Source organism: Paraburkholderia fungorum (assembly GCF_046026025.1).
Taxonomy (GTDB): domain Bacteria; phylum Pseudomonadota; class Gammaproteobacteria; order Burkholderiales; family Burkholderiaceae; genus Paraburkholderia; species Paraburkholderia fungorum_E.
This window is the reverse complement of record NZ_JAQQFL010000029.1, coordinates 89,228-109,694: the sequence shown is the minus strand read 5'-3', so window position 1 is coordinate 109,694 and position 20,467 is coordinate 89,228. Positions and strand designations below refer to the sequence as shown.

The following is a 20,467-nucleotide window of genomic DNA, read 5'->3' as shown; positions in this document are numbered from 1 at the left end:
TCAGAGTCGCGCGCCGCTATTTGCCTTCTGCTGAAGGTGGTCGATTGCGGCGTTGTTGACCGATCGCGCTGCCAGCAACAGGGATATGACGAGCGCGAGAATCAGAACATTCGATGGCGAGACCAGACGATGTTCGGTCGCAGCCATGACAAGCAGGCAAACAGAAGAGATTTCGACGAACCTGAAGGCGGCGAAGTTCTGTCCGCCACCAAATAGCGCCGCGGCGGCTGCGCCGTGTTTGCTCCACTCAATCAGTTTCCAGTAGAAGCCCAGCATCAGGGCAAGTCCAACCAGACCGAGTTCCGCAAGAATGTTCAGGTAAGAATTGTGAGCATGCGAGTCGCTATGCTCGATGATCTTGTCTGACGCGACGCCCAGTAGATGAAAATAATCAGTCACGCTGCCGATATGATCGTCGAACGAGCCGAAACCGATGCCGACAATCGGGCTCTGCTCGAAGTACGCAAGCGCGCGCGGCCATAACCATTCGTAGCGAATGTCCAGATTGGCGACCTTGGCATCCTGATTCTCGATCGTGAAGGTGTAGCCCATATAGTCGACCCGCGGATCCGTATGGTAGATCGCCATCGCCATGGAGCCGGCGATAAGGCCGGCGATCAAGCTCGCCAGCATCCAGCGTTTGCGACCGAAATAGAGGTAGGGAAGAATCACAAGGGCGCCCAGCAGCGAGCCACGGCTATAGGTGGAGAACAGCATCAGGGCATTACCGGCGAGCAGGGCCAGCAGCAGCTTGCTGCGCCGGTGCAGATAGCATGCGATGCCAAGGCAAAACAGCATGGCGAAGAACCCGCCTGCCGCGTTGCGAGCAATGAAATAACTGCCAAAACTATTGTCGGGACTCGCGAAGATGCTGAGTAACCCGTTGTGGACAATGTAGTAAGCGTAGGGCGGCAGGTTGATCACCACCGCAAACACAAAGAAAGTGCGGAGTACTTTATTCAGATCCCAACGGTGCGTGTACAGGCAACCGGCAAAAATAGGCGCGTAAGAGATGAAGAAATTACCGTCACGCCGATAGAAATCGAATTCCAGGAATGACCGAGGATCGTAGAGCAATGTGGAAACAATGACCAGCAGCGTGAATGCGATGAGCGGCGTCATGAACGCGGGATAGCTGCGTCCAAAAAAACGCCATGGACAAAAGGCGAGAGGCACCAGCCCGATCGCACTCACGGGGACCAGATTGGTGATTGTCAGGAATAGTGCAAGTAGCGATATGTAAGCCATTGCGGCTCCAGGTGAATGGATGGCGTACAGCAGATGGCGTACCAGAACTTCGAGTCGTTCACATCAACGGTACCACGGCTATAAGTTGATTTCCAACCTGCGTGTCGCATCAGTTGCGGAAATGAAACCTCTTTGGTGTGCTTGATAAAGCAGGTCCAACGAGCCGGGCCAAAACCTCAACGGTTCGCGCCAGAAATGCTGTGGTGCAGCGAAGTTTGACTATGATGAAACTCATCAAGTACTGCTCTTTGGCGCTAGCTTGCCGGTAGAAGTCGATGCGTGTCGTTACTCGAACGCCATGCAGTTGCGATCGATCCGCAAGGCTATCCACGCTTTCCGGTCGGACCTGGATTGACGGTCAACGCGTGCATCTTTGTCGCCGCGAAGTGGACCGCTGGTTTTGTCCGCTCGACACAGTTGTCCTGTCATTGATCACACCAGAAACCAGCGACGCGATTGACGGTGCAACGCGTTGCGCGTGGACGTGAGGATTTCGTCCGCCAGCCGGTTTCAATGTAAAGGAGCTTGAAATGAGCAAGGTTACGGTAGTTGTTGCCGGCGAGATGGATAGCGAGGCGATCGATCAGGTTGTGGAGGACTATCCGCCGCTCGTGCAAGTGATTCTCGCCGGTGGATCGGGTACTCGCCTGTGGCCGGTGTCACGTGAACAGTTCCCAAAGCAGTTGATCGACGTGATCGGCAACCAGACCTTGCTTCAGGCCACCATGGGCCGGATGGCGGGCTTCAGCACGACGTGGGAAATTGCAGAGGATCCGCTCGTTGTGTGCGGGGCCGAGCACTACTTCGCGACGTACGAACAGGCGCGGGAAATTGGCGTGAATGCGCGCATCATCGTAGAGCCGGCGCGTCGGGACACGGCACCGGCGCTCACGCTTGCCGCGTTGGCGGCATGCGCGGATGGGCAGGATGCCATCCTGGTCGCCATGCCCGCAGATCATGCCATTGCAAATCTGGAGGCGCTTCACCAGTCGATCGAGATTGCAGCACGTCATGCGCTGAAGGGCGAGATCGCTACGCTAGGTATTCCGCCGGACCGGGCCGACACGGCATTCGGTTATATCCGCCTCGGTGAAGCACTACCGGATGGAGCGCGTCGCATCGAGCGTTTTGTCGAGAAGCCGGCTGCGGAACTCGCGGCGCAATATATTGAATCCGGCAACTATTGGTGGAACAGCGGCATGTTCGTGGTTCGTTCATCCGTCTGGCTCGCTGTTATCGAACGGTTCCAGCCGGAGATACACGCTGCATGTGTCGAGGCCTATCAAGGCGCCAAGAAAACGGACGAATGCGTCATTCCCGATGCCACCGGATTTCTACGTTCGCCATCCGATTCGATCGATTACGCTGTGATGGAGCATATTGGCAAACCCGATTCGCCGTTCAGCGCAATCGTGGTGCCGCTCGAAGCGGGCTGGTCGGATCTCGGTTCGTGGGATGCGGTCTGGCAGGCAATGGAAAAGGACGAGTGCGGCAACGCGTCGAACGGGCGCGTGCTGTTCGAAGGCGCAACCGCTACTTATGCGCGTTCGCAGGGCGGCAGGCTGGTTGCGTGTGTCGGCACGAACAACATGATCGTGATCGATACCGACGACGCCGTGCTGGTTGCAGATCGCTCGCATGTGCAGGACATCAAGGGCCTCGTGTCACGCATCAAGCGCGACAAATCGCCGGAAGCCGACGCGCATAGAAAAGTCCGCCGGCCGTGGGGTTTTTACGATTCGATCGATCATGGCGATCGTTTTCAGGTGAAACGAATCGTCGTCATGCCGGGCGCACGCCTGTCCTTGCAGATGCATCACCACCGTGCGGAGCATTGGGTTGTTGTAAGCGGCACGGCGCTTGTCACCCGCGGCGAAAAACAGTTCCTTCTCGGCGAGAACGAGTCGACCTACATTCCGCTTGGCATACACCATCGTCTGGAAAATCCCGGTTGCGTACCGCTGCAGATCATTGAGGTTCAGTCGGGAACGTACCTGGGCGAAGACGACATCGTCAGATTTGACGATAACTACGGACGGTGCGGTTGAATCAGCTCCGGTAACCAGGTGCGTGCACTAAGGGGCTGTGATGCGATTGATTACGGGTCTACTGGCAAGACTATTCGACGTGGCGATGATCCTGGCCGGCGCACTCGTGGCCTCCAGGATCCGCTTCGACGATGCTTCTCAACGAGGCTTCTATTTTGCGTTCGTGGCTTTCGCCGCCGCGTTCTCGCTGGCTGTGTTTCCAACGCTCGGTGTGTACGAATCGTGGCGCGGACGCTCCAAAAGAACCCTGGCAGGGCAGGTCGCGCTCGGCTGGTTAGTCGTGCAGGTCTGCGCGATGGCGCTGATGTTCTCGTTGCATCGAATCGACTTCGTCTCGCGTCTCTGGTTTGCGTACTGGACGGGCCTTTCAGGTGGCCTGATGATTGCCGGCCGCATGATGACACACATGCTGCTTGGCCGGGCGCGCAACGCGGGTCTGAATTTGCAGCACGTTGCCGTGGCGGCGTGCGGGGATCATTGCGACGAGATCATTCACAAGATGGAGATGAATCCGGCTGCGGGGTTTCGCCCGAACGCGCTGTATAACGTTCGCGCCGATACCACGGCCGTGGCCACCACAGCGGTGCGTGTGTTTAAAGAGCATGCGAGCTTTGCCCGATACGTTCGTGAGCGACAGATCGGTGAAGTGTGGCTGGCATTGCCACTGACCGAGGAGCGCACAATTCTCAAGCTCGTCAATGAGTTCCGCAATGATCTGATCAACATACGTTTCATGCCCGACGTGCGTACGTTAGCGCTGTTTGAAGGCAGTGTCACGGACCTGCTGGGTGTGCCGACTATCAATCTGGCCGCGTCGCCGTTGCCACCCAATGCATTGGTGCAGAAGGAGTTGTTCGATCGTCTCTTTGCACTGGGCGCGCTGATTGCGGTCTCGCCTATCCTGCTTGCCTGTGCAATTGCGGTTAAGCTCAGTTCGAACGGACCGGTGTTTTTCAAACAATGTCGAAAAGGCGCGGACGGGCGCGTCTTCACTATCTTCAAGTTTCGCACCATGCGTTTGCATGAACAGAAGCACGGCGTGCTCGAACAGGCGACGCGGGGCGACCCTCGGATCACCAAAGTGGGCGGATTCCTTCGTCGCACGAGTCTTGATGAATTGCCGCAGTTCTTTAACGTGCTGCGCGGCGACATGTCGGTGGTGGGGCCTCGACCGCATGCGCTTGAGCATGACGATCTCTACCAGAACATCGTCTCTGGGTACATTCATCGTTACCGCATCAAGCCCGGTATTACCGGATGGGCACAGATTAACGGCTTTCGTGGCGAGACCGATTGCATCGAAAAGATGGAGGGCCGTGTTGCGCACGATTTGTATTACCTCAGGAACTGGTCATTCAGACTCGACGTAAAAATCATATTTGCGACTGTATTCAAGGGGTTTCATCATCCTAACGCTTACTGAGCTTAGATCGAGGCCCCAGTAATACGGTACTGGAGTAGCGCCTTTGTCGGTGCTACTGCCTTCAAGGATGGAGACAATGTCATTCGATGTAGAACGCGTGGTCAGACGGTCGTTGAAAAGGGTGGCCCAATTCAGGTTTCACCGGGATCATGGCGCCCAGGCCGGGCAAGTGCTGCAGTTTCTGCAGAAGAAGTATGGAAAAGCCGACCCGGCGCATCTGAAGTTGGCCGATACCTACGCGCGCGATGTATTCGGGAGCGCCGTCTACGCACCGTGGCTTCGCGTCTACACGGCGTTCAGTGGAACGTTCAAGGAAGGATGGATTCCGGACAACTACTACGGGAGCGTGGTCGTGCCGAGCATGAAGGGCTCGTACGGCAAGCTGTCCGACCTGAAGCCGATATCACGTCTGATCTTCGGCGGCGATGCGTTTCCGGATATCGCTTACTTCGCCAATGGCCTGTTTTTTACGGACACAAGTATTGTGATTCCAGAGCGCGAACTCGAGGGCGTCGTGTTCGGGCGTTGCGACAGGGTCGTGTTCAAGCTGGATGGGTCCGGCCAGGGTAAGGGTGTATACCTCTTTGACAGAGGGAATTTCAACCGCGAGACGATCAAATCGCTCGGCAATGGGGTGATTCAGAAATTCATCATTCAGCACCGCGTGTTCAATGCCTTTGCTTCGAAGCCCGTTGCTACGTTGCGTTTTACGACAGTGGTAGACGACGCCGGCGGCATCTCCATTCGAGCCTGTTTTTTCCGGCTGGGAAGAGCGGACGATACGCACGTTCAAAGCGACCACGACATCTGCGTGCCGGTCGATCTGGCGAGTGGCGAATTGGCGCGTGAGGGCTACATGAATGACTGGGGTGCGATTGCAGAGCATCCAGATTCGGGCGTCCGCTTCTCAGGTGTGAAGATTCCGGCATTTGCGCAATGCGTTGCGATGGTCCTCGATCTGCATCGGAAGATTCCTTTTGCTCGATGCATAGGATGGGATGTGACCGTCGATGCGGACGAAAACGTTCAGGTCATGGAATGGAACGGAGTACATAACGACGTGAAGTTCAGTGAAGCCACGCAAGGCCCCTGTTTTTCGGATTTAAAGTGGGAGCGGCTAAGAGCGGTGGCATGAGTATACGGAGACAGGACGTGAGCGAACGGCTATGGTGCGTTCATATCGAGGGACTTAACGACTTCATTGTCGCCGACTCTCAGCGAGCGGCTGAGCAGGAGGCGTTGGCGATTAACGCGTATATCGACAGCGCCGAGACGGGTCCGCGGGCCGCCGTCTTGAGAGCGGTGGTGGTCGAGTGGCCATTCGACGCCGCCGACCATGCGCGCGCGCTGCAAGAAGACTGGGACGACCTCCGGAGTATGCCGCACAGACGGCCGTCGGCGAACAAGTCTGACGGTATGCTCGTGAATATGGCGCGACGCGTGAAAAAGCTGGTGTCGATCGGGCGTGGTAAGTAGCGCCGGCGCTTTACTGCGTGGAACCCACGTATGGCGAGGATGTTACGCACTGGACCGTTTGCTGCGCGCTTTTCCCGATGCCCCTATGCATGTGCGGAGAGCGCCTCTACTGGCTCGTAAGCGCTATCGTCTTCCGGGTCCATGGCGACCAGTACGGCGCAGGAAACCCTGTCCAGCAGCAATCTATCGTTCTTGCCGCTCCACCATCGGCGCAGGGGGCCGCTTCTTCGATGCCCCACGACAACCAGGTCGACTTTCAACTCGCGGGCAAAGAACGGAATATGGTCCAGAGGGTCGCCAATGGCGAAATGAGGCGTTGCGATCAGGCCACGTGCGGTGAGTTTTTCAATGCCGTCGCGGAGTAGCTCCTTCGCGGACTGCTCCAGCGCATCGAACGGCACAGCAGACGCAATATCGGCTCCCTGCGACCATACCGGGTTGGTCAGAACGGCAAGCAGGTGCGTTTCCGCCTTCATCTGCTCCGCTAATGAGGCGCCGTGACGCAACGCCCGCCGCCCTTCACGGGTTGCGTCATAACACAGCAGAATGCGCCCGAATGCAGACATATCGTCATTTTCTCCGGTTCAGAAACCGGCGCTATCTGGCAGCCGGGCGGCCGAAGCGCAGCCGTTAGGAGGAGCCGCTCAAGAGCGCCGTAGCGCAGCGATGGGACTACATCGCATGAAATCAGTATATATCACTTTGTGAGATATATATGCTGATTGAGGGGATGGGAAAGACAGGAGGAAGTGCCCCCGAAGGGGCACACAGAGCGGGCGTAACTGTTGTTGGAGCTGATTGCCCGCTGACTGTGCTGACTGGTCGCTAACTCAGGGTACTGGCGGAAAGTGCCGCTTGCCGGTGGGAACTCGCAAGCGCCGGAAGCGTTCTTTCTTGTGTTCTTCGTCGAAGTGGGCAAGAGAGGGTTTGATCAGATCGCTGCGCGACACAATGCCGATCAGTTGCAACGTTTCGGCATCCGCGACCACGGGCAACCGCTCGAGGCCGTGCACCGCCAGCCGCGTTGCCACGAGCCGGCAGGTTTCACCGGGCAATGCAAAAGTGGGCAAGCGATGGCGCAACACTTCGTAGAGGCGCGAGTCGAGCGCATGCTCTGTCTCGTCGCAGCGAATTTTTTCCAGCACCGCGCGATCGACGACGCCCGCCAGCTTGCCCTGATGCACGACCGGATAGGCGCGATGGGTCTGGGTCGTGCCGAAGTACGTTTCCAGCGCTTCGCCCACGGATATCTCGCCATCGATGGTCTCGACCGTGCGTGACATCACCTCGTCGACGTGGTGGCGCTCAAGCGGATCGACGCCGTATTCCCGGTAAATGTGATAACCCCGTCGGGCAATTTTCTCGGTCATTATGGAGCGCTTCATGACGACCGTTGCAAACCCGTGCGCGATGAGCGTTGCGGCGAGCAGCGGCAGTAATGCGTTGCTGTCGTGGGTCAGGCCGAAGGCGAATACGATTGCGGTCAACGGCGCACCCAGCGTGGCGCCGAGCGTGGCCGCCATGCAGACGAGCGGCCACAGGGCCGGTTCGCCGCCCGGCAGCACATGGCCGAACACGACGCCGAGCCCCGCGCCGAGCATCAGCAACGGCGCAAGGACGCCGCCTGAGGTGCCCGAACCCAGTGCCACGACCCAGATGACTGCCTTCACGACCAGGATCGCCAGCGCGATCTGGATGGCAATGTGCTGGTGCAGCAGGTCGCCGATCACGTCGTAGCCGACCCCCAGTGCGCGAGGTTCGATAAAGCCGCCGATGCCGATCACGAGGCCGCCGAGCGCGGGCCACCACATCCAGTGAATGGGCAGCTTGCCGAACAGATCTTCGGTCTTGTACAACGCGGCCGACAGACCCGATGCGAGCGCACCGGACATCAGACCCGCAATGACGCAGGACAGCAGCGACAACGCGCCGGGAGGCGCAGTCTCAAGCGGAAACAGCGGCCCCGTGCCGAAGAACGCCGCGCGGGCAAACCCCGCGACCGCGCACGCCAAGGCGACCGGCAGAAAACTGCGCGGGCGCCATTCGAACAGCAGCAGTTCGACCGCCAGCAGGACCGCAGCCACCGGTGTGCCAAAGACGGCGGTCATGCCCGCCGCCGCGCCGGCCACCAGCAGCGTCTTGCGTTCCGCGGAGGTGACCTTCACGCATTGCGCGATCAGCGATCCCAATGCGCCGCCTGTCATGATGATCGGGCCTTCGGCGCCGAACGGCCCACCGCTGCCGATCACAATGCCGGACGAGAGCGGCTTGAGAATCGCCACTTTCGGCGACATGCGGCTTTTGCCGAACAGAATGGCTTCGATCGCTTCGGGAATGCCGTGCCCGCGAATCTTCTCCGATCCGTAACGGGCCATGAAACCGACGATAAGGCCGCCGATCACAGGAATGATCACCACCCAGATACCCAGCGTGTTGACGGCCGGCGAGCGGTCCGCAAACGAAAACTGCTGGAAGAAGAACAGATTCGTGAACAGATGAATCAGGCTCAGCAGCACGAACGCGGCGAGCGTGCTAAGGGCGCCGATACCCGCAGCGAGTGCGGAAATGCCGGGAAGCCGTGCGTTGGAAGAGAAATCGCGTTTATGGGTATCGAGACTCATGGTGACTCAAAAATCAATCCTGGGAACATTAAACGCGCCTTCGAGCGACTTCAGTTCGGCACGGTGCATTTCGGCGAGACGGGCAAGCACTGCCTCGCCCGCTTTCAACAGATGAACTTCGACCTGGCGGCGATCCGTTTCGCTGACCTTTCTGCGAACCAGATCGAGCGCCTCACAGCGGGATACCAGCGCGACTACACCGTGATGCTGGGCCTGGAGCCGTTCGGCAAGTTCGCCGACGGTGGCCCAGTCGCGCTCCGGATACCCCTTGATATGCAGGAGCAGCAGATACTGCAATGGCGTAATCCCTTCGCCCTGGGCGGCCTGCTCGGAAAAACGCTCGAAGCGCCGCATCTGGTAGCGAAACTCGGACAGTTGCGCGAAGTCCGCCTTGGTGAGGCCACGATTGAGTGTTTTCATCGGCGTGCTGGGAGGAAATGGGCAAGACGCAAATTGTATCATGTCATGATATTTATGCGCGTGTTCAGCTCTCAGATATCGACGATGGCGCTATGCCGCGCGTTGCCGCTGGGCGTAAGCCTGCCGATACAACCCCGCGATGAGGTCGGCCTGCGTGATCATCCCCGCAAGCCGCTGATTCGCGTCCAGAACGGGAATATGGTGGTGCCCGTAGTTCGCGAACACCGGCACCAACTCGACGATCGGGGTCGTCGCGTCGACCGTACGAACGTCCATGTTCATCAGGGCGCCGACCAGCGGCGCCGGGGTGATGCTGCGCCGGAACCAGCGTTGCACGGGCGACGACAGACCGGACACTTTGCCGAAAGCGCGTTTGTCGACAAGGTCAGTGCGGGTCACGATACCGATCACGTGCTGCTTCTCGTCAGTAACCGGGAGTGCCTTGATGTGGCGCTGTTTCAGCAGACTCCAGGCGGCGGAAGCTCGCGTGGTGGCCGACACCGCGACCAGCGAACGAGACATGATGTCCGCGCAGGTCAGTTCATTGAACGTGCGCGCGTAGGCCTGCAACTGAACGTCGCGCAGCAGGGATTCCAGATCGTCCGTGTCGATATCGAGCAATTCGCCGCGCCGGCTCAGCACCGACTCGAGATCCGCGCGTGTGAAACCTTCGTTCGATGCCGCAGCCGATGCTGCCGGACTCCGGCTCGAACTCTGGGCGACGTGCGGGTATCGATGTCCGGTAGCCGCGTGGTATGCGATTGCCGCGCACAGCAACGCCACTGACTGGATCGCAATCGGTTCGAGCACGAAGCGATAGCCCAGAGCGTGTACTACCGGACCGCCCAGAACCGCGGTGAGGGCGACCGCGCCCGAGGGCGGGTGCACGCACCGCAACGCGAACATCGCGCAGATTGCCAGCGCGACGGCCAGCGCGGCGGCGCCCACCGGGTCGGCGATCCAGTTTGCGCAGGCCACACCGACCGTAGCGGAAACGAGATTGCCGCCGATGATGGACCACGGTTGCGCGAGTGGACTGGCAGGCACGCCGAACAGCAGCACGGCCGAAGCGCCCATTGGCGCCACAAGCAGCGGAATGCTTGCCGCTGGTCCCAGAAGGAGGTGCATGGTCCCGCCAGTGAACGCAATGCCAAGCAAGGCGCCGAGGCACGATCTGAAGCGCTCGGGCCAGCGGACGGCGATGGGATGGGGGGCAAAGCCGGAAAACCAGCGGATCAGAGCGTAACGGGACAAGGGGGACAGGGTTCGAGTAGGAAGGGTGGTGGGTATCACGTAGGACGGCAGCACACCTTAAGGCCAAACTCCTACGAAGCGAAAGAACATGTCGTCATGATTATATTTCATTGTGATATAAAAGTACGTTTCGCAGCGCCGTGATCCGTCAGATTTTCGCTGACACGCGGGTCGGACTTATTCCACGTCTGGCCACAGGTGGCCCGCCCGATCCCATTTTCAGCTTGATTGGATCATGTTGTGATATAAAATAGAGACAGGCCTTCTGATGATCGGTTCTTGACAGGCGCAGTCCGGATGAAACTACAAAGATGATTTGCCCGGATGGCACGCGCCCTTGGGGATGCCGTGTCGCGCGCCGATGCGCAAAGCCGGCCATCGTGGAGGCCCCAGCCGTTGCCTCAGGAAATGAGCGCCGGTTGTCGGGGTCGCACTGCACCACAGTGCGAAAGATGCGTTGCGCCAGTCCTGCGCGGTGAGTCCGAAGGGTTTCCGGTGCGCTGGTGCAATGCGGATCGAAGCAAGGAGTCGTTATGCTGATCACGTTTCAATCACCCGCTACGCCCGATGTCGTGATGCTCAGAGACCTTGCCCAGTACCTGCTGGGTCTTGTGGGCAAGCGGCTCGATACGCGTGGGGTCATCCTTCATGACGAGTTGCCGCGTGCAATCAGCCGCCTCGAAGCGGCGATTTCGGACGATGACAAAGCGGAGATTGCCCTCGAATCGCTGCAGTATTCCCGCGAACGCCGGCAGGAATCCAGCAGCGGGCTGTCGCAGCGGGCCTGGCCATTTCTCGACATGATGCGCGAAGCCAGCAAACAGAACGCCGACATTATCTGGGGGCTGTAGAGGCGGGACAACCGCGCGAGTCGATGCCGCAAGCGGCATTAAGGTTCGTGGCGCGTGCGGTTCCACCAGTGTTTGCTGGCTGCGTGCCGGAGAATCCGTTCACGAGGATTGGGCCGCGTGTCCTGAGCGATAACGAAAAGAATCACCATCACCAGCACTGCGGCCGCAACTGCGATCTGTACCAGAAGATCCATTATCATCTTCGCCTCCCGATTAGAAAACACGCAGGATTGTCAGGCGGCCACTTTGAACAGGACGCCGCAAGAGACGCGGTCGAGCAGCAATGCGTGGTTCTCGCCTGTCCACCAGCGCGCAAAGAAACCGTGCGGGTGATGTCCGATGACGATCAGGTCCACCCTCAATGAATCCGCCAGACGGGAAATCTGATCGATCGCATTGCCAGCTGAATAGTGTCCCGTTGCGGTCACACCCCATGTGTGTAGCCAGTCGATTCCTTCGCGTAGCGTTTCTCGCGACGCCTGCTCATCGAACTCGAATTTCATCGACGACAGAACATCGAATCCGCCTGCCCAATGTGTGCAGTCGAAAATCGAGAGCAGATGGGTTTCAGCTTGCAGCTGCTGCGCAAGGGCCGCACCGTAGCGCAACGCGAGCCGCCCCTCCGGGGTGGCGTCGTAACAGAGAAGTATCCGGTTGAACGGGGCCATGGCGCACTCTGAAGTGAATCCTTGATTTCATTATATATCACGACATGACATATGTTGGTGTCTGACTCGACAGCATGGCAGCATGACCGGATGGCCCTCTTGACGAGCCTGACAGATCGGTCGAACATCACAACATGAGATATTTAGACGTCCGGCAATGACGTCTGTCGTGGCCCTGATTCGGGGGCGGAGAAGTGATCGATGCCGGCAAAGCGCAGCAGTGTGATTTTTGCCGCATTGCGGTACTGGCCCCGTGATTGCCGCGGGGTGATCAGCAAGGGCGAGGGAGGAGAGCCATGATTGACGTCGACGAAAAACTCAGGCATCCGCAGCCGGTGAAGCACAGCGATAACGAAAAAAGCAAGATACCGAAACGTGACGAAGCGGAAGATAAGGCCGCCAGGAAACGAGGCGAAGGCGAGCCGCCTGTCGAGTGATATGACGGCCGGAGTGATGCGTTAAGCACGTGGCCTGCCCGGCGCGCTAGCTGCGCCGGTGGCCGTGTTTCGGCTGTCTACGCGCGTGCGACCGCTTCCAGTTCCGCGAGGCGCTTGCGCAGCAAGCGATCCTCCTGGAAGCGGCTGGTCTCGTCGCGAATCACAGCAACAATTCCCGTCAGTTCGTTTTGCGGCGAATGCAGCAACGCAACCGTGAAGGCAATCGATAGCGAGTGCCCGTCCTTGTGCACGGCGGGCACGCGCAGCACGTCATTGCCATAGCGGGTTTCGCCTGTCGTCATGGTCTTGTGATAACCGTCCCAATGGCGGCCGCGCAAACGCTCCGGAATGATCAGATCAAGCGAATTTCCCAGCGCCTCGCTTTGCGTAAAGCCGAACATGCGTTCGGCTGCCGGGTTCCACAATGTGATGCTGCCTTCGGCATCCGAAATGACGATCGCGTCGCCGATTGCGTTGACGAGTTGCTCGAAGTCGATGCTTGTTTGCATGGTGCTCCCCGGAATGTAAAACGCGGATTTCTGAACCGGATACTCGGATACCTGGAGACGGCGTCCGCGAAGGGCGCCGTCTCCACAGGCCCGAGCATACACACGGGCACGCGGCCTGACACGGCTCAATCGCTAAACCGCCTTGATTTCACGCAGATTGAAGATGTCCTGCTTGCTATAGCCAAGGCTTGCCAGCACTTCGTCCGTATGTTCGCCGAGCAGCGGCGATGCAGTGACCTCCGGCTTCATATCCGAGAATTTGATCGGACTGCCGACCGTCAGATACGAACCGCGCTTCTTGTGCGGCACTTCAACGATCGTGCCGCTCGCGCGCAGCGAGGGATCGTTGGCCAGTTCCTTCATGGTCAGTACCGGGGCACACGGAATGTCGAACTTGCGCAAGATGTCGACCGCTTCGAATTTGGTCTTGTCGGCAAGCCATGCTTCGATGGTGCCGAAGATCTCGAAGATATGCGGTTGACGCGCCTCGGCGGTCTTGTAGGCCGGGTCGCTGATCCACTCCGGTTTGCCGAGTGCCTTGCAGATCGGCTCCCACGCGTGGCCCTGGATCGTGAAGTAAATGTACGCGTTCGGATCCGTTTCCCAGCCCTTGCACTTGAGCACCCAACCCGGCTGACCGCCACCACCCGCATTGCCACCGCGCGGCACCACGTCGCTGAATTCGCCGTGCGGATACTGTGGATACTCCTCGAGATAACCCACGCGTTCCAGCCGTTGCTGGTCTCGCAGCTTCACGCGGCACAGGTTCAGCACGCTGTCCTGCATCGACACAGCGACCTTCTGACCCTTGCCGGTTTTGTCGCGCCCAAGCAGCGCGGTCAGAATGCCAATGGCCAGATGCATGCCGGTGTTGCTGTCGCCGAGCGCAGCAGCGCTAATGGTCGGCGGACCGTCCCAGAAGCCCGTGGTGGACGCCGCGCCGCCCGCGCATTGCGCGACGTTTTCGTAGACCTTCAGGTCGTCGTAGTGGTGACCGTCGCTAAAGCCTTTCACGGACGCAACGATCATCTTCGGATTGAGTTCGTTCAGGCGTTCCCATGAAAAACCCATCCGGTCCAACGCGCCCGGCCCGAAATTCTCGACCAGCACGTCGGATTCACGCACCAGCTTTTCGAGTATCTCCTTGCCTTCGGGCTTCTTGGTGTCCAACGTCAGCGACTTCTTGTTGCTGTTGAGCATGGTGAAATAAAGCGCGTCGGCGTCGGGGATGTCGCGCAACTGGTTGCGCGTCACGTCGCCCGAGCCGGGCCGTTCGACCTTGACCACGTCGGCGCCGAACCAGGCGAGCAACTGGGTGCATGCAGGGCCGGCCTGCACGTGGGTGAAGTCGATGATCTTGATGCCTTCGAGAGGTTTGGTCACTTTGGTTTCTCCGTGGTTACGCTGGATTACTTTTTCATCGCCGCGCTTTGCGGATTCAGATTGGTCAGACGGCCGCTTTCGGTGCCGGCTGCTTCATCGATCACGGCATTGATCAAAGTCGGTTTGCCCGAGGCAATCGCTTCGAGTAATGCCTTCGTCAGCTCTTCCGGGGTGGTGGCATGGTGGCCAACCCCGCCGAATGCTTCGATCATCCTGTCGTAGCGCGCGCCCTTCACGAACACCGTCGGCGCGACGTCCTTGCCGCCTGTCGGGTTCACGTCGGTGCCGCGATATACGCCGTTGTTGTTGAACACAATCGTGCAAACCGGCAATTCGTAACGGCAGATGGTTTCGAGCTCCATGCCGCTGAAGCCGAAGGCGCTGTCACCTTCGATCGCGACAACGGGTTTGCCGCTCGTCACCGCCGCGCCAATCGCGAAACCCATGCCGATGCCCATGATTCCCCACGTGCCGGAATCGAAGCGTTTGCGCGGCTCTGACATATCGATGATGCTGCGTGCGTAGTCGAGGGTGTTCGCGCCTTCGTTGACGACGTTGATGTCGGGGCGGGTCTTCAGCACATCGCGGATCGCGCGCAACGCGCTGTGGAAATTCATCGGCGATGGGTTCTGGTCGAGCGTGGCGGCCATCTTTGCGAGGTTCTTGCTTTTGCGCTCGGCAATCGCGCCGGTCCATTCCGTGTCCGGCTTCGCAAATCCCGCATCGAGGCCGGCGCGCAAGGCCGCCACGCATGAGCCGATATCGCCGATCACCGGCGCGGCAATCGCGACGTTGCTGTCGATTTCGGTCGGTGAAATATCGACCTGGACGAATTTTTTCGGCGCCGCGCCCCACGTTTTTCCCTTGCCATGCGAGAGCAGCCAGTTCAAACGCGCGCCGATCAGCACGACGACGTCGGCTTCCTGCAGGACGAACGAGCGCGCGGCCGACGCCGATTGCTCGTGCGTATCGGGCAACAGACCTTTGGCCATCGACATCGGCAGATACGGAATGCCGCTTTGCTCGACGAACGCGCGGATTTCCGCGTCAGCCTGCGCATAGGCGGCGCCCTTGCCGAGCAGAATCAGCGGACGCTTCGCGCTCTTCAGCACATCGATCGCGCGGCTGACCGACTCCGGCGCCGGCAACTGGCGCGGTGCGGCGTCGACCACCTTGACCAGCGACTGCTGCGCCTTCACGGCGTCCAGCGTTTGCGCGAGCAGCTTGGCCGGCAAGTCCAGATAGACGCCACCCGGGCGGCCCGACACCGCCGCGCGGATCGCGCGCGCCACGCCGATGCCGATATCTTCGGCATGCAACACGCGATACGCGGCCTTCGCATACGGCTTGGCCGCATTCAATTGATCCATTTCCTCGTAATCGCCCTGCTGCAAATCGACAATCTCGCGCTCGCTCGAGCCGCTGATCAGGATCATCGGGAAGCAGTTGGTGGTGGCGTTGGCGAGCGCGGTCAGGCCGTTGAGAAAACCCGGTGCGGATACCGTCAGACAGATCCCCGGCTTCTGCGTCATGAAGCCGCTAATGGCCGCTGCGTTGCCCGCGTGCTGTTCATGCCGAAAGCCGATGAAACGCATGCCTTCGGCTTGCGCAAGCCGTGCGAGATCGGTGATCGGGATCCCGACAAGACCAAAGATCGTGTTGATGTCGTTCAGTTTCAGCGCGTCGATGACGAGATGAAATCCATCGGTCGTCTCGGTTGCCTGTTGATTCGGGGTCGTTTCTGCTGCGGGCCTATCGGCTTCTGCCATGATGTGTCTCCTTGGTCACGGGGCTTCGTGGGATTCGTCGTGAGTTGCGCGCTCACGGTGTTGTTTATTCGGGCGAACCGCCAGGCGACGGCTGCAGCCGCGCTTCAGCGATGACCACGCCGGCTGGCGCGCCTGAGTTCTCGATCCAACGCTTTCTCATGGGGGCGAGGATGAATTTCGCGGACACGGCTGCCGCGATCGAGATCACCGCCGCGGAGATGAACACGGTGCTCCATCCGCCGTTCGCGGACAGCACTGATGCGATCGGCACCAGCATCGACGCGGTACCCTTCGCGGTATAAAGCGTTCCCGCATTAGCGGCGGCGTATTTGCTGCCGAACGTGTCCGCGCAGGTTGCCGGGAAGATCGAGAAGATCTCACCCCAGCAGAGGAATACGGCTGCTGCGAAGAACATGAACGCGTAGGGGTTGTGCCCGAACTGCATGAGCCCGAGGAGTGCTACGCCTTCGCCGAGAAAGATCATGAACATGGTGTTCTCGCGACCAATGCGGTCCGACAGAAAGCCGCATAACGGGCGCGTGAAGCCGTTGCACAGATTGTCGATCGACAGCGTCATGGTGAGCAGCGGCAGCGTGACGCCCAGCAGATTCACGGGCAGTTTGGCAAAGCCGTATTCCTTCGCGATCGGCCCAAGCTGCGCGGTGGCAATGATGCCGCCGGCCGCGACGAAGACGAACATCAGATACAGCACCCAGAAGAGCGGTGAGCGGATCATCTCGCCGGGCGTGTAGTCGATCTTGCTTGCCACCACACGTTTGGCCGCGATCGCGGTGGCGGGCGGTTTCGGTCGGATCAGCAGGGTGGCGAGCAGCAGAATGCAGACGCCCTGAAAGATGCCGAAGAACATGAACGTGTGCTGGTAGCCCGAGCGTTGAATCATGTCGGCGATCGGAATCACGGTTACGGCCGCGCCGGCGCCGAAACCGGCAGCGGTCAAACCGGCCGCGAGACCGCGCCTGTCCGGAAACCATTTGAGCGCCGTGCCCACACAGGTGCCATACACGCAGCCCGCGCCGATGCCGGCGATGACCGCCGCGATGTAGAGCTCGGCGAGCGTGCTTGCATGTGCGTCGATGATCCAGCCGAGCGCCGCGCACACAGAACCGCCGATCACCACCGGACGCGGCCCGAACTTGTCGACGAGCCAGCCTTCGACGGGCACGAGCCAGGTTTCGGTCACGATGAAGACAGTGAAGGCGGTCTGGATGGCCGCCTGGCCCCAGTGGTGGGCGTTATCCATCGGTACGACGAACAGGGTCCACGCATATTGCAGATTCGCGACGAGTCCCATGCACACGATGCCGATCGCCAGTTGCACCCAGCGGTGATGCGTGAACGCCGTTCTGCCGCTCTGGGATACGTTGGAATGTCCCATGTCATTCGTCTCCTATAGTTCCGTCACGCTCGATTGGCGCGTTGGACTGACGTGATCGAATCGCTTCTTTGCCGATGTGTCTGAGGGCAATGAAGCGCCAGTGGTCGGCCAGGGGAATTGCACTAACGAAAAGCTTTAGCCGCCGATCTCACGACAACGGGGTGACAGGTGTTTGGCGTGGAGCGCGTCTGAGGGGATGCTGCGCGTGAACAGCGATAAGTAAAAATTAAAACATTTTATGGTTTGTATTCGGTATGGCTAATGGATGGGTTTGCCGCTTCTGACTGGGAGGGTGGTGAGAGACGCAACGCAGCGGTCCAGGTATCCCGACTCGGGCACAGTTGCGGAGTGAGAGCGATGTATACATAAAACACTATCGTTTTTCGAAAAAACTTTAACTATTGTTTATTGATACGTCCTCCTATTCTTGGGTCATGCCATTTTCCTGAAGGAGACGACCATGAACCCGTCCCAGTCCGACGCTTACGAGAGCGCGCATGATGCGGAAGTCGATGCGCAACTGTGCGCCTACAACAGCGCATTCGAGGAGCTCGGTCTGCGCTTCCGTTGGGATGCAAGCACGCTTGCGCTGTTAGCCATGATCGATGGTGAGGAGGCGCGGATTGCGGCCTACATCCAAGCGCACCATGCGCACCTGCTCAATGCGTATAGCCCCGGCTTTCTAAGCCGGGCCATTCTCGAAAGGAAAAACGCCCGCTATCCGGTGATCCTGCCGAGGCGTGTCGAGAGCGAGGCATATCCGAGCCAGGCGGCACGTCAGCCGCGCATCAGCAGCCGGCGCGAGCGCGCGTCGTACGAGATCGATCTGCCTGCACTGGCGGGTGTCTAGACGCGGCACGTGCGTTTCATAAGCGTTTCCTATCGTGCAAGAACGAACCAGTCTTGGCGCGATGTGTGGGGGAGATATACCGTTATAGCCGTGTGACAGCGGCGTCGTGCCTGTTCGCCTTTGACCTGCATGAGCCGCCCCCCTCTACCCGGAAGCGAAGATCGACCATGTACAAAGCCATCAGGAAAAACCCTTCGGCGCCTCAAGCTGCCGACAAGATCCTTACCGCGTTGCGTGATATTCCTGTCTCCGCGCTCAGCGACAACATGCATCGCAACATCGGCAGCGTGGGACTCCATCCTTATCAACGGCCCGGCAAAAAAACCATGGCGGGCACCGCGGTTACCGTGCGCTCACGAGGCGGGGATAACCTGACGTACCTGCGCGCCCTGGAGTTTTGCCGCCCAGGCGACGTACTGGTCGTGGACGCCGGTGGCGATCTCAACAATGCGGTAGTCGGCGGAATTCTGTCTTTCTACGCCGCCCATGCGGGCGTGGTTGGTTTGGTTGTCGATGGTGCGATTCGCGATGTCGCGGAAATTCGCGATCGGGACTTTCCGGTTTACGCGCGGGGTGTCACGCACCGGGGGCCGTACAAGGACGGCCCGGGCGAGATCAATGTGACGGTGTCGGTGGGTGGCATGGTGGTGAACCCGGGGGACATCGTGGTCGGCGATCAGGACGGTCTGCTGGCCATTGCGCAGGAAGATGCCGAGCATGTCATCGAAAAAGCGCTGGCCGTTCTGGAAGCGGAAGCCGAGACCATGCGGGCGATGAAAGAAGGCCGCTGGAACCGCGCGTTTATCGATGCGCTCGAAGCACGCTGCAATAACTGAGCAACCCAGTAAGAGCAGAGCGAGAACCGACGTCCGCAGTGGGACGTCGGTTTCTTTGCGGTCTATGATCGTCGTGGCATGCGCCATGCGTGGACACACGGCGGCGAACGCGGATTACCGCGTTCGCCGCCGCCTGACTTGCGCGATCAATCGAAACTCACCAGCACCTTCATCGATTTTGAACGGTCACCCGCAGTCTGGAACGCCTTGACCGAATCCTGATACGGGAAAATGCCGGAGATCAACGGCTTCACGTCGATCAATCCCTTGTTCAGCAGTTCGACGGCAACGGCGAACTCTTCGTGAAAGCGGAACGCCCCACGCAGATCGAACTCCTTGGCGACAATCACGTTGATCGGCAAGGCGATGTCGCCACCGAGACCGACCTGGACGATCACGCCGCGCGGTTTGAGCACGTCGAACGCACCGCGCAATGCCGCCGCGTTGCCGCTCGCCTCGAACAGAACGTCGAAGCTGCCCTTGTCGGCGGCGAACGGCTTGAGCGCGTCCGGCGTCTCCGCGATATTGAGCGCAAGGTCGGCGCCCACTTTTATCGCGCTGTCGAGCGGCAGTGTATTCACGTCGGTTGCCACGATCGTCGCCGCGCCGGCTCTGCGCGCGGCCGCCACGATCAACGCGCCGATCGGGCCGCATCCCGTGACGAGTACCCGCTTGCCGAGCAACGGACCCGCGCGGCGAACGGCGTGAAGCGCGACGGACAGCGGTTCGGCCATCGCGGCTTCCGCATCGCTCAACGAATCCGCCACGACATGCGCCTGTGAACGGTCAATCACGATCTCCTGCCGGAAAGCGCCTTGCACGTGCGGTGTGCGCATCGCGCTGCCGTAGTAGCGCATATCCAGGCAGTGGTTCTGCAGCCCTTGCTGACAGTACTGGCACAGACCACAAGGCCGACTCGGGCTGATGGAGATCCGCGTACCGGCCGGCATGTCCGTCACACCGGGTCCCGCACGCGAGACGGCGCCCGACACCTCATGGCCGAGCACCATGGGTTCCTTGATACGAATCGTGCCGAAGCCGCCATGATTGAAGTAGTGAAGATCGGACCCGCAGATGCCGCCCGCCCGAACCCGCACGAGCAACTGGTTGGCCTCCGGTTCAGGCGTGGGAACCTCCTCGATGCGCAGGTCGAGGGGGGCGTGAATGACGAGTGCGTGCATGGTAAGTGCCTATAACGGTGAATGCGGGGTCAGCACGCTATACGGTAGCGGCTGATACCCCGTCCGACAAAGAGCGATGTTGTCTGGGCCGATAATC

The 20,467-nt window shown here is 59.7% G+C and carries 21 protein-coding genes; 9 read left to right on the top strand and 12 right to left on the bottom strand.

Annotated features, from left to right (window positions below; translation table 11 throughout):
* A complete protein-coding gene (locus tag PQR67_RS27490) occupies nucleotides 1–1,248 on the bottom strand; it encodes an O-antigen ligase family protein (RefSeq protein WP_408465987.1) in 1,248 nt (415 codons plus the stop codon).
* A 279-nt stretch (nucleotides 1,249–1,527) separates the two neighbouring features.
* Here PQR67_RS27490 and PQR67_RS27485 point away from each other — a divergent pair, with 279 nt between their 5' ends.
* The 5 genes from PQR67_RS27485 to PQR67_RS27465 all read left to right on the top strand — a co-directional run bounded on the left by PQR67_RS27485 (nucleotide 1,528) and on the right by PQR67_RS27465 (nucleotide 6,195).
* On the top strand, nucleotides 1,528–1,680 hold the full coding sequence (locus PQR67_RS27485; RefSeq protein ID WP_408465986.1) for a hypothetical protein: 153 nt from the start codon (nucleotides 1,528–1,530) through the stop codon (nucleotides 1,678–1,680).
* Between the two features lie 98 nt (nucleotides 1,681–1,778).
* Nucleotides 1,779–3,296 (top strand): mannose-1-phosphate guanylyltransferase/mannose-6-phosphate isomerase, encoded by a 1,518-nt coding sequence (locus tag PQR67_RS27480; protein ID WP_408465985.1) that lies wholly within the window; start codon nucleotides 1,779–1,781, stop codon nucleotides 3,294–3,296.
* Between the two features lie 40 nt (nucleotides 3,297–3,336).
* On the top strand, nucleotides 3,337–4,719 hold the full coding sequence (locus PQR67_RS27475) for an undecaprenyl-phosphate glucose phosphotransferase (protein WP_408465984.1): 1,383 nt from the start codon (nucleotides 3,337–3,339) through the stop codon (nucleotides 4,717–4,719).
* 76 nt (nucleotides 4,720–4,795) lie between these two features.
* Nucleotides 4,796–5,854 carry a sugar-transfer associated ATP-grasp domain-containing protein gene (locus tag PQR67_RS27470; RefSeq protein WP_408466001.1) on the top strand — a complete coding sequence of 353 codons (1,059 nt, stop codon included), beginning with the start codon at nucleotides 4,796–4,798 and terminating at the stop codon, nucleotides 5,852–5,854.
* On the top strand, nucleotides 5,851–6,195 hold the full coding sequence (locus tag PQR67_RS27465; protein ID WP_408465983.1) for a hypothetical protein: 345 nt from the start codon (nucleotides 5,851–5,853) through the stop codon (nucleotides 6,193–6,195). The genes PQR67_RS27470 and PQR67_RS27465 overlap by 4 nt, the downstream gene beginning before the upstream one ends.
* Before the next feature lie 83 nt (nucleotides 6,196–6,278).
* Here PQR67_RS27465 and PQR67_RS27460 read toward each other — a convergent pair whose 3' ends face one another.
* From PQR67_RS27460 to PQR67_RS27445, 4 genes are all read right to left on the bottom strand, one after another.
* The gene (locus PQR67_RS27460; protein ID WP_408465982.1) at nucleotides 6,279–6,761 is read right to left on the bottom strand and encodes a universal stress protein; all 483 of its coding nucleotides are present in this window, start codon (nucleotides 6,759–6,761) and stop codon (nucleotides 6,279–6,281) included.
* Between the two features lie 264 nt (nucleotides 6,762–7,025).
* Nucleotides 7,026–8,816 carry a chloride channel protein gene (locus PQR67_RS27455; protein ID WP_408465981.1) on the bottom strand — a complete coding sequence of 597 codons (1,791 nt, stop codon included), beginning with the start codon at nucleotides 8,814–8,816 and terminating at the stop codon, nucleotides 7,026–7,028.
* Between the two features lie 6 nt (nucleotides 8,817–8,822).
* Complete coding sequence (locus PQR67_RS27450) at nucleotides 8,823–9,236, bottom strand: MarR family winged helix-turn-helix transcriptional regulator (protein ID WP_408465980.1); 414 nt, start codon at nucleotides 9,234–9,236, stop codon at nucleotides 8,823–8,825.
* A 90-nt stretch (nucleotides 9,237–9,326) separates the two neighbouring features.
* Nucleotides 9,327–10,490, bottom strand: coding sequence for an HPP family protein (locus tag PQR67_RS27445; RefSeq protein ID WP_408465979.1), 1,164 nt, complete (start codon nucleotides 10,488–10,490; stop codon nucleotides 9,327–9,329).
* A gap of 533 nt (nucleotides 10,491–11,023) precedes the next feature.
* On the opposite strand from PQR67_RS27445, the gene PQR67_RS27440 reads away from it, so the two are divergent.
* Nucleotides 11,024–11,341, top strand: coding sequence for a DUF1840 domain-containing protein (locus PQR67_RS27440; RefSeq protein ID WP_408465978.1), 318 nt, complete (start codon nucleotides 11,024–11,026; stop codon nucleotides 11,339–11,341).
* A gap of 38 nt (nucleotides 11,342–11,379) precedes the next feature.
* On the opposite strand, the gene PQR67_RS27435 is transcribed toward PQR67_RS27440, so the two are convergent.
* Together PQR67_RS27435 and PQR67_RS27430 are read right to left on the bottom strand one after the other, a co-directional pair.
* Complete coding sequence (locus PQR67_RS27435) at nucleotides 11,380–11,535, bottom strand: hypothetical protein (protein ID WP_408465977.1); 156 nt, start codon at nucleotides 11,533–11,535, stop codon at nucleotides 11,380–11,382.
* A 39-nt stretch (nucleotides 11,536–11,574) separates the two neighbouring features.
* The gene (locus PQR67_RS27430) at nucleotides 11,575–12,009 is read right to left on the bottom strand and encodes a universal stress protein (protein WP_408465976.1); all 435 of its coding nucleotides are present in this window, start codon (nucleotides 12,007–12,009) and stop codon (nucleotides 11,575–11,577) included.
* A 296-nt stretch (nucleotides 12,010–12,305) separates the two neighbouring features.
* Here PQR67_RS27430 and PQR67_RS27425 point away from each other — a divergent pair, with 296 nt between their 5' ends.
* Nucleotides 12,306–12,446 carry a hypothetical protein gene (locus PQR67_RS27425; RefSeq protein WP_408465975.1) on the top strand — a complete coding sequence of 47 codons (141 nt, stop codon included), beginning with the start codon at nucleotides 12,306–12,308 and terminating at the stop codon, nucleotides 12,444–12,446.
* Nucleotides 12,447–12,523: 77 nt separating this feature from the next.
* Here the strand turns inward: PQR67_RS27425 and PQR67_RS27420 are convergent, their stop codons facing one another.
* The 4 genes from PQR67_RS27420 to oxlT form a co-directional block, all read right to left on the bottom strand.
* A complete protein-coding gene (locus PQR67_RS27420; RefSeq protein ID WP_408465974.1) occupies nucleotides 12,524–12,955 on the bottom strand; it encodes a PAS domain-containing protein in 432 nt (143 codons plus the stop codon).
* A 132-nt stretch (nucleotides 12,956–13,087) separates the two neighbouring features.
* Nucleotides 13,088–14,338: a formyl-CoA transferase gene (gene frc, locus PQR67_RS27415; protein WP_120342772.1), complete on the bottom strand. Its 1,251-nt coding sequence runs from the start codon at nucleotides 14,336–14,338 to the stop codon at nucleotides 13,088–13,090.
* 26 nt (nucleotides 14,339–14,364) lie between these two features.
* Nucleotides 14,365–16,107, bottom strand: a complete 1,743-nt coding sequence (gene oxc, locus PQR67_RS27410; protein ID WP_408465973.1) for an oxalyl-CoA decarboxylase — start codon at nucleotides 16,105–16,107, stop codon at nucleotides 14,365–14,367.
* A 64-nt stretch (nucleotides 16,108–16,171) separates the two neighbouring features.
* The gene (gene oxlT / locus PQR67_RS27405; protein WP_408465972.1) at nucleotides 16,172–17,503 is read right to left on the bottom strand and encodes an oxalate/formate MFS antiporter; all 1,332 of its coding nucleotides are present in this window, start codon (nucleotides 17,501–17,503) and stop codon (nucleotides 16,172–16,174) included.
* Between the two features lie 460 nt (nucleotides 17,504–17,963).
* On the opposite strand from oxlT, the gene PQR67_RS27400 reads away from it, so the two are divergent.
* Nucleotides 17,964–18,353 carry a hypothetical protein gene (locus tag PQR67_RS27400; protein ID WP_408465971.1) on the top strand — a complete coding sequence of 130 codons (390 nt, stop codon included), beginning with the start codon at nucleotides 17,964–17,966 and terminating at the stop codon, nucleotides 18,351–18,353.
* A gap of 167 nt (nucleotides 18,354–18,520) precedes the next feature.
* Nucleotides 18,521–19,189, top strand: a complete 669-nt coding sequence (locus PQR67_RS27395) for an RraA family protein (RefSeq protein ID WP_408466000.1) — start codon at nucleotides 18,521–18,523, stop codon at nucleotides 19,187–19,189.
* Nucleotides 19,190–19,335: 146 nt separating this feature from the next.
* Here PQR67_RS27395 and PQR67_RS27390 read toward each other — a convergent pair whose 3' ends face one another.
* Nucleotides 19,336–20,370 (bottom strand): L-idonate 5-dehydrogenase, encoded by a 1,035-nt coding sequence (locus tag PQR67_RS27390; RefSeq protein ID WP_408465970.1) that lies wholly within the window; start codon nucleotides 20,368–20,370, stop codon nucleotides 19,336–19,338.
* Nucleotides 20,371–20,467 lie beyond the last annotated feature (97 nt).